This is a genomic window from Novosphingobium naphthalenivorans NBRC 102051, assembly GCF_001590985.1.
Classification (GTDB): Bacteria; Pseudomonadota; Alphaproteobacteria; order Sphingomonadales; family Sphingomonadaceae; genus Novosphingobium; species Novosphingobium naphthalenivorans.
On sequence record NZ_BCTX01000120.1, the window covers coordinates 1 to 9,512 of the forward strand.

6 protein-coding genes are annotated in these 9,512 nt (G+C 56.2%); 1 reads left to right on the forward strand and 5 read right to left on the reverse strand.

What is annotated here, in order from left to right:
• Window positions 1–130: 130 nt before the first annotated feature.
• The 5 genes from NN5_RS22850 to NN5_RS22870 all read right to left on the reverse strand — a co-directional run bounded on the left by NN5_RS22850 (window position 131) and on the right by NN5_RS22870 (window position 6,736).
• Window positions 131–1,234: a Fic family protein gene (locus NN5_RS22850; protein ID WP_067738730.1), complete on the reverse strand. Its 1,104-nt coding sequence runs from the start codon at window positions 1,232–1,234 to the stop codon at window positions 131–133.
• 321 nt (window positions 1,235–1,555) lie between these two features.
• On the reverse strand, window positions 1,556–2,698 hold the full coding sequence (locus NN5_RS22855) for a 5'-methylthioadenosine/S-adenosylhomocysteine nucleosidase family protein (protein WP_169801041.1): 1,143 nt from the start codon (window positions 2,696–2,698) through the stop codon (window positions 1,556–1,558).
• A 17-nt stretch (window positions 2,699–2,715) separates the two neighbouring features.
• The gene (locus tag NN5_RS22860) at window positions 2,716–3,156 is read right to left on the reverse strand and encodes a response regulator (RefSeq protein WP_169801042.1); all 441 of its coding nucleotides are present in this window, start codon (window positions 3,154–3,156) and stop codon (window positions 2,716–2,718) included.
• Window positions 3,157–3,173: 17 nt separating this feature from the next.
• Window positions 3,174–6,149, reverse strand: a complete 2,976-nt coding sequence (locus NN5_RS22865) for a hypothetical protein (RefSeq protein WP_157081291.1) — start codon at window positions 6,147–6,149, stop codon at window positions 3,174–3,176.
• 8 nt (window positions 6,150–6,157) lie between these two features.
• Entirely contained in the window at window positions 6,158–6,736 is a 579-nt protein-coding gene (locus NN5_RS22870; RefSeq protein ID WP_067738743.1) for a hypothetical protein, read from the reverse strand.
• Between the two features lie 541 nt (window positions 6,737–7,277).
• Between NN5_RS22870 and NN5_RS22875 the strand changes: the two genes are divergently transcribed.
• Entirely contained in the window at window positions 7,278–9,245 is a 1,968-nt protein-coding gene (locus NN5_RS22875) for an AAA family ATPase (protein WP_169801043.1), read from the forward strand.
• The last annotated feature ends 267 nt before the right edge of the window (window positions 9,246–9,512 follow it).

The following is a 9,512-nucleotide window of genomic DNA, read 5'->3' on the forward strand; positions in this document are numbered from 1 at the left end:
AACTCTCAGCGGAAATCAACATCCTGGGGAACAATTTGGCAAGGGGAATTTGCGTTTCGCGTGCCGGTGTTGACGAGCAAAATCGCAGGGCCATTTGGGCGCGAGGTGTCGAAAATACTGATGTCAGACACTACGCGATCGCCAACTGGTAGCGTGTCGATTTGAGCATTCCTGTTTGTGTCAGCGCCCCCATCGCGACGAGCTCGTGCAAGTCGCGAGTGGCGGTCGCACGCGAGGTGCCGGTGATCGTGATGTAGTTGGCCGCGCTGAGGCCGCCCGTGAAGCCATCGATCCCTTCCCTGAACATGCGTGCGATGACCCGCGTCTGCCGCTCGTTCATTTGGTCGCGGAAACGGTCGTAGAATTTGATCTTCGTGAGGAGGAAGTCGATCAGCGCGAGGCTGTGTTCCTGCGCGTCCAGTACCGTCTGTGCAAAGTAGGTTAGCCAGCCGGTGATCTCGTTTCGCTTGTTGGCTGCCTCCAGTGCGTCGTAGTACGCAGTGCGGCTGCGCTGTATGACCTGTGACAGGGCAATCAGGCTGGGCTGGCCGATGGCTTGAGAGAGCGCCTTTTCCGCAAGTGCGCGGGCAATTCGTCCATTGCCATCCTCGAATGGATGGATCGAAACGAAGTAAAGATGGGCGATCCCTGCGCGGGTCAGTGCGGGCAAGGGGTTCGGTCCCCCTGGCCTTGAACTGGTGAACCAGTCCAGGAAGCCTTGCATCTCTTCCGGCACATCTTTGGAAGGGGGCGCCTCGAAGTGAACCGTGGGCTTGTGAATGAGCCCAGAGACAACCTGCATCGCATCCTCGTGATCACGATAGCGGCCAACGGCGTCGATATCGCGGCGTCCACTGACGACCATTTCGTGCCACGCGAAGAGCGTTTCGTTCGTTAGCGGATCGCCAAAGTCGCGGTAGAGTGCGATCATCATTTCTGCGATGCCACGTTCGGCAGGAGGAATTCTTCGATCGCTGGTTTCGAGACCGAATTCGCGGCGTAGCGAACTTTGCACGCTGTCTCGATTGAGCAGTTCGCCTTCGATCTCCGAGGTCTTGAGCGCCTCGCCGGTCATGATGTCTACGGTGATAGCCGAGCGGTCATCCTCGGTCAGGTGCTTGACCGAGCCAATCAGGATTCCAGATTGTTGCAGAAATTGGCCTTCAAGCGCCGCCAAGGGCACACTTTCCCAAATAAATTTCGGCCAGTCTGGCTGCTGCCAATTCCACTTCATGAGTTATAAAAGTCCAATTTATAGCTCACCACATAACGAAATATGATGTATAAATCTAGTATTTATGCATCACACCGGCTTATGTACCCCCAATGTCTGGCGGGCGCTGCGCCTTGGATTGGGACATTCGCGACAGTCGGGTTCGGAGCACAGCAACGTCCGTTCCAGACGCTAAGGATAGCAAAGGTTCCATTCGTGGCGCCCCCTATTCTGGACGCTAACGAGCCAAGTTGGGCATTCTAATGCCGGCAAGATCATTGGTTCGGCCCCGTCAGACGTCAACGATGTGTCCACACCCCGGCTCACCGGCTCATTGCCAGATCAGAGACCACCAGACTGAAACAGTTGGTCGATCGCCTTTACCACAAAGCGCGCGGACAAGATTGCGCCGGGCTTCTGCAAGGCGTCACCTTTAGCTTCGTCAGCATGATCGACAACCGTTTTTGCAGCGAAACACTTGACGCCACCATGGAGGGCGGCAGCACGGTGGATACCGTACACTTCCATGTCGATTCCGCCGACCTTCCCGTGCTGCGCCGAAATCTCCCGAGCATAGCCACTCGCGGCGATGACAGCTGAACCGGAGGCCGTTGGCAAGATCTTTGCGCCAACGTGAGGGACCTCTACTTCATGAGCCTTGGATCTGAGGCTGGTCAGTGCCGGATCGGCTATAATCATTTGCTGCAGGTTTACCCGCAGTTGGTTGTTCAGCGGCTCTTGATAGCTGCGCAAGACAAAACCGTCAGCGTTCCATTTGCCGGCCTGATGTTCCCAGCAGATGTCCGAGATCAGCAAAGTTCCAAGCTCTGCTTCGTCTTTCATGCCGCCACAGATGCCTGCCATGCAAATGAGTTTGGGCGAGAACAGATCGAGGGCCCTTGTTGCTACGATACCGGCATCAACCAGCCCCATGCGTGGCTGGACAATACAAACGCCTGTCAGATCGCCAATGCGAAAGTTCCTAGCATCAAGCCCATGGGCGCTCACTAGCTCGCCAAATTCGAAGCCGGGGTGGTTAACTCCTTCGAATGCCGCGCGTTCCAGTTCGATGGCACAGATGATGACAAAATCACAAGTCGTGTGAAAGGCAACCTTCTGCATGCAGATATTGAGGCATCTTCGCCAGTCATCGTCGAACCGGATGAGAAAGATACCAGACTGAGTGAATACGTTCTGGCGTTCCGCAACGACATCCTCGAACCTTGAAATGGCGACGATTGTCGTCAGCGCATTCTTGGTGCTGTTGGCCATTTCATCGATGATTTCGTCAGAAACATCTATTTCATCCTCACCGCGGCGGCGCGGAAGAAGCAGATCGGTGACGATGAGATCATATTCCTGGCCATGGATCTTGCGTACGGCATCGGCGAATACGTCCGCGACGTCCAGCACCACGCCGTTGCCAAAGAATGAGCGAATTTCAGCACAGATTTCAGCCGACTTCGAGGTATCGTCCTCAATCACCAGTACTCTCACAGCCCTCATGGAAGCGCCTTCTTGAGTGAATCGCGCCAAGTATTCTCTTGCGCATTGAACAGAATGACGTCGATCACGTTTGCGCCCAATTCAGCGTTCAGAGCCTTTCGCGCCTTGTCCAATAAATGAAACTTTCCGTTGAACTCGATGTCGGGGTACTGGGTAAGGATGATTACAGGGTCGGACCGGCCATCGTAGCTTAGCTCCAACAGTATCTCGAGCCCACCGGATAACTGCGAGATCGGCTGAGTTCCGCCAGCACGGTTCTCGTGGCTCGGAAGCGCCATATCCAGCAGGATCACGTCATAGTCGTTTTCACGCAGGAAGCGCACGCCCTGCTGTACGGAACGGGCGGCTACAATACGCGCCTGCGGTCGCGTCTCCGTCACCTGGCGCGTAACAAGATCCTCTTTGAACCGGTCGTCCTCTATGAGAAGCACTTCCACCCCATCACTCCTCCGGTTCATGATCGGGTGTACTTCATGTCAATGACAAAGCGCACCGAATTGCCGACATAGCTGTGCCTGAATGCTACGATTTCCTCCACATCTCCGACCATATCGCGCAGCGTGCGTATGCCGCTATTTCGATTATTAAGTACAGCGTCGCCGATCTCCGCAATCATCGCGCCATTGATGCGCGCAGTGTCCCGGTCACGCGCCTCGGGTCGCAGGTCGGATTGCACGGCCACTGACACCTCGATCCCATTCTGGTCATCGACGACCGTCGACACATCGATGCTGAGAGTGCCGTCACCTTTGCCATGCTGTGCGGCATTGCCAACCAGAATGTAAAGTGCATCGTAGAAGAAGTGGAACCGATGGCCGATGAGATCGACCTCAGGCTCACCTGTGATCACGACTTCTGGCCGAAAATTGGGAAAGCGGTGTTCCACTTCCTCGCGAACTGCGTCGAAGAGCAAACCGATACTCGCGCTGGGGCTCTGATTGGTCGGCCTGGTGAACCAGGAGCGCACGACCTCAAATTTCTGCTGCATGGTCGTATTGATGAGACGAATCCGATCTCCGAGCTTCCGGTCCAGATCAGTGCGATCGCAAAGGTGGTCCTCCACGCGCACGACGAAATCCCTCTGGAGGTCTTCGACCGCTCCACGAGTACGCTTGAGGTCGCTTTCGAACAGTAGCCAGCAGTAATCGTGGATACGCGCGGCGACCTGACTGACCTGCTGCGATCCCGCCAGCGACCTCGCAAGATCCGCCAGCATGACACCGGACAGCCGGGTTTTGTCGGCATCGTCGATGCTGGCGATGATGAGCCCCCTTGATCGTTCCTTCGGGTGATGAACGTGGATGCGTTCGGCAGCCATCGTCAACACGGCCGCGTCGAAACGATCAAACCAGCGCCTGAGGAAAAGCGAGAACGCAGGAGCCGAATACTGGAATTCATCAACAATAGCATCGATCTCAGGTTTGAGTTCGACAACAAGGTGCCCGTGAAGCGTCCCATGTCGCACCCGACGGCCGATGAATGCCGTAACGCCGTACTGTTTGTTGTTACAGAATTCCTTGAAACAATCATCAAGAAGGCCTGCCAGGCGCGTGAGGGGGTCAAGCGCGAGCTGGACCTTGTCCTTGAGATTGACCACCTTGTCCGTATCCGACAGGATCTGATCCGCATCAAGCGCCAGTGCTCTCAGTTCAGAAGACTTGTTCTCCTGAATCCAGCCCACGAAGCGAAGCGGATCGACGTAGATCCGTGTCTCTTCGATCGCGCCGCGCACCTTGCGGAGGCGCAATGCGAGCCGATGGGATCGGGCAAGAAACTTGGCGTCCTCGTCGTTCGCCTTCTCTCCCCACCATTCCAGTATGCGGGCATGGGCATTAGTAACATCATCGGTCTGGTCGAACAGATCGTAGAGTTCGGTGAGGAAGGCCTCACTGAAAATATTGTAGAAGTGTCCCGAGACATGATTGCGTTCAGTGTACAGGTACTCCAGCAGCGCCACGATATCGCCGTCAAATCTTTCACGTACCACGGCCTGCAGAGCGCGGCGCAGCGCATGACTTGAGACCTTGCTTTCCTCGACTTCGTTGCGCAATGCCGTGCGCAGCAGCTCGTACAGCGCGTCGTCTCGCCGGGTCGGCAGAAACCGGCTGAGTTCCTCGATCGAGAGCAGCGTCGAAATGTCGATTGTCTGGTCAAGCACCTGCCAGAGCGCCTCTCCATCGAATTCTCCAAGTGTCCCGTTCTCGATTGACGAGAGGAGTGCTGCCGATCGATGAAATCCGCCTGCTGTCTTCGGATCGATATCAGTAATTGTAGGCCGCAGTGGTCCTTCGAATAGCATGTCGGAAAGTTGTTTGCATGGAGCGGCCATCAAGGCGGCATTCGGTGTCAGGACGGGAAAGCGGCCGTCGAGGCGATCGCCGATCGCTCGTTCGGTGCGAAGCCTGTAATCCAGAAGGTCGGGGTATTCGCTCCATGCCGGTAGGTGAGAAAAGAGGCTCTTGTCAAAGAAGTGATCGGGGATCCCGATAGCCCTGAGTAACAGTGGAAACACGGGCCGGTCAAAGGTCCCGCGCCAGGCCACTCTCAGCTGGGGCGGTATACAGCGTTCGATACGCTGGTCGCTTTCCCCGCAATACCGCAGGATATCGACCGAGCGGAACGCCCAGGCAAGAGAGTCAAGCAAGCCAAGGCGACCGTAAGCCTGGGCCCGCAAGGCGAGCACGACAGTCGAATGGTTGCAGGGCTGAAACAGATCACCAACGATCGATGCGTCGTAGCGGTCTAGCTTGTCCTCTACCGCAAAGTTGGAAAAAGTGCGCCGCGTCCTGATGTAGTCACGTTCATGATCGATCGAGTCCTCGAACGCGACCGCAATTGCGTGGCGTTTCGGTGAATTGAAGGGGGAAATCGCAGCACCTACCTCCGCGCGCTGTTCCCCGGTCCCACTCACGGCGTGCCGCAGGCTCATTGCCTTTTGCGCGACCAGATAGGAAATTCCGAACTTGCGGCGGTACTCCGAGAAGGCCGCATCCACGCGTGCATGGTCGAGCGAGAGAATGGCCTCGTTCAAACGGCCGACAAGCTCGACAGCTTCAAGGAGATCGGGGATGTGGCGTTCAAGGCGAAGCCCGAGCTCGACCAGCTCGATTTCCAGCAAGGCATCGTTGAAATAGGGTGCTTCCTCAATGTCGGCCATGGTCCTTGGGAAGGCAACGGTCTTGGGAAGTTCGCGCGCTCCGGGGTGATCGCGCAGTATGGCGAGAACAACCTTCGCGTCTCGACTGCTGCATTCGCGGCGCAGACGTTCGATTGTTTTTCTGGCGATGGTAGCGTCCTGGGCCGAGAAGACACCTCGAATCAGGTTCCTGATCTTCCGGTCACTTATTGATCGCAGAAGGTTCCCCTGCGCCAACCAGCGATCATTGCCCGAGTACTCGTCCAGACGCGCAGAAAGAAAATCGCTTTCCATGGTCCAGTTCACTGCCCTGCCGATTGGGCGCTTAGGGGGGGCGCGACGACTGCGGTCGGTTGGCGCGCTTGCTCCCTACACCCTTCAGCGGCGCCCACTTTCGATGCCTTCAAGGGCTTGTACGCATTTGCCAGTCTCCAACCCGACAGGCCAGTCGCCAGCAGACCAATCACTGCGGCGCCGGCAAAAGTGACGCGAAGCGAACGTCCAAATGTCCAGACTGGAATCAGGCTCCCGGCAGATCCCTCCCTCGTTTGCCCTTCATCGACAAATAGCCGCGCCTGCTCCGGCAACAGGTGGGCTTCAATCCATTCCTGGGTTCTTTCAGCATGCTTAACGAGGACGGCAGCACGCTCGTCGATCTTCCAGAAGACGAACGACACGAGCACCAGTACCATGCCGAGGAAAATGCCGATATAAGCGACGTTCTCCCCCCCCTGCAACGTGGCGCCTAGACCCGCAGAGATGAGGCCTGCGAAGACTGTGAAGAAATTGAACATGCTCAGCCTTTGGCCTGCGTGGATTTCGAAATACTTCCAGGCATGCGCGCTCGCGTTTTCGAGGTGCTTGAGGTCATCGTCTTTCACTGAATGGATCCCTGACTAACTCGAAGCTTCTACCTACGCAATTGAACGAGCCGGGGGCAATTCGCCGGGAGAATGATCACTAAATTTTCTGTGCGAAACCTCTGCGGATACAGTGCATTGCGTAGCGCCACCGGCAATCGGGCCGCGGATCGAATAGCTGGTCGCCAGATACCCCTCCCGTCGGCCGACCCGTGTTGCCCTCACCCCCAGAACCGACCCATCGAGCGGACCGGAGCCAAAATTCAGATGTTCGCGCTGAGATGCGGAACTGCACAGACGGTTGCCGAGCGCGATCCAAGTACCGCGCGTTACCACGGCATCGAGATACCCCGTACCGGCTATCGCCCTCCAGCCGGAAAGGATTGGCCGTGGCTCTCATCTTCTTCGCCGACTTTTGCTTCATTTTGCATTGGCAGGACGCCTCGCATGAACGATTTTGGTTGTTTTGGCCCAGCAGGACTCGAAGTACACGGTCTTCAGTGCTATTTGAAATCCAATATGTTAGTGGCGTTACTTGGGGATTTTCGTGGAACTGAGAAGTGTGCGTATCCAGAATTTCCGATCCGTCGAGGAATCTTGCGAGTTCACCGTCGAGCATCTCACCTGCCTCGTCGGTAAGAATGAAGCAGGCAAGACGGCCGTTCTTCAAGCGATAGCTGGCCTCAATCCCCATCCAGCTACACCGTTCCTTTATGAGTTGGAACGCGACTACCCCAAGCGTTACTTAGCTCGCTATGTGGAGCGGCACGGCGGCGAAGAAGCCGAAGTCATAAGTTCGGTCTGGGACCTGTGTCCGGAAGAGATCGATAAGTTGAAAGGCGAGTTCGGTCCCGAAGCAGTCATCGACAAGTCGATAACTGTGTCCCGCTCTTACAACTCGTCCTGTACGGCCTGGCTAGTTCCTATTAACGAAGCCGACGCCATTGCGTTCCTCATCTCGCAGCGCAACTATTCAGCTGCCGAGAAGAGCCAGATTGGCAGTCCCGCGACGACTAAGGAACTCATCGCAAAGCTCACCGGACTTGAGGCGAACTCCAAGCACAAGGCGTTGCTCGACCTAGTGAACGCTTACCCACAGAAGTCAATCTTCCATAAGGCGCGAGCGATCCTCGAGCCGCACTTTCCCCAGTTCATGTATTTCTCAAACTACGACCGCATGAATGCGATGGTGCACCTGCCATCTCTCAACAACTGGGCGAACGACAAGACGCTCTTCAGCACCGATCAGCACCGTGGTGATCGGCTATTTTGGGAGTTTCTCGAATACTCAGGTGTGCCGCTCTCTAATATTTTGGGCACGACGACCTTCGAAAGCTTCAATGCAAAACTGCAGGCTGCATCGAACGTCCTTACAGAGGAGATCCTTGAATACTGGACTCAGAACCAGGACATCGAGATCCGTGTGAGCGTTGCAGAGGGGCTTCCCGGCGATCCGGCTCCCTTCAACTCGGGGCCCGTCGGTCGCGCCCGTATCTACAACTTACTCCACAAGGCTGACACATCGTTTTCGGAGCGGAGTGCAGGTTTCACATGGTTTTTTTCATTCCTTATCAAGTTCGATCGCGTGAAGAAGGACGCCACGGGTAAGGTCTTCCTGCTGCTCGATGAGCCCGGCCTTACGCTCCATGGCCTCGCCCAAGCTGATCTGCTCCGCTACTTCACCGAGAAGCTCGAACCGCACCACCAGATCATATACTCGACCCATTCCCCATTCATGGTACCGCACGACAATATCATGGCCTCACGAATAGTGGAGGACCTCGTGGAGGTCGATGCGCGTGGGCGGCGCACGCCTACGGGCACGATGGTACGCGAGGACGTGCTCAAGGCCGACAAGGACTCCGTATTTCCTCTCCAAGGAGCTCTCGGCTACTCACTAACCCAGTCGCTCTTCATCGGAAAGCACACCATCCTCGTCGAAGGGCCAGGCGACATTCTCTATCTGCAGGCGCTCTCAGCAGAGCTACTCCGCCGTAAGCGTGCCGGTCTTGATCCGAAGTGGGTTATGTGCCCAGCTGGCGGCATCGACAAAATCCAGTCGTTTGTCTCCCTCTTCGCAGGCAACAGCCTCGATGTAATAGCGCTCTCCGACTACACCAAGAAGGACAAGACCAAGCTGGAGAACCTTCGGAAGTCCGAGGTTATTAAGGAGGGGGGCGTGCTGTCGATCGCCGACTTCGTGGCCCAGGAAGAGGCTGACATCGAGGATCTCTTCGATCCGGAGCTGTTCTGTACGATCGTCAATGGAACCTACGAACTAAAGGACGAGCAGACGCTTGATCCAGCCAAACTAAAAGCCGCTGACGAGAGCACCGAGCGTCAGGTAAAAAGAGCAGAAGCGTACTTCAACGTGCTTCCAGAGCCAACACCGCTGTACAGTCATTTCACCCCAGCTTCCTGGCTGCTGATGCACCCCGAAATGCTCACTGGCAGTGCAGAACCAGTCCTCAAGACGCTTGAACGCGTTGAGTCCCTCTTCAAAACGCTCAATGGGCTCATCGCCAAGTAAGCGGCCGGACGGTGGACATCCTGAGCTGATCTGCAGTCGCGTCCTCTGTGCTGTGGCTGGGAATGGTGGCTCTCCTTTCTCCATGAGCCCTCACCTGGCGGCCTTTTAGTGGCCAGTCTGGGCATCTAGATAGGAAAGCAGACGGGCCGCAGCTCATAACGAAAAAATGACTGCTGAACGGCCGGGAAGGGTCGGGTTTATAAAGATATTTTCTTGGACATGTGCGGTGGGCTGATCCAGACTTATACGATGAAATCCAAGGGTAAA

What these genes read in the sequence shown, in the direction of transcription:
- NN5_RS22850 (WP_067738730.1), bottom strand. Translation starts at nt 1,234, where the DNA reads ATGAAGTGGAATTGGCAGCAGCCAGACTGGCCGAAATTTATTTGGGAA.
- NN5_RS22865 (WP_157081291.1), bottom strand. Translation starts at nt 6,149, where the DNA reads ATGGAAAGCGATTTTCTTTCTGCGCGTCTGGACGAGTACTCGGGCAAT.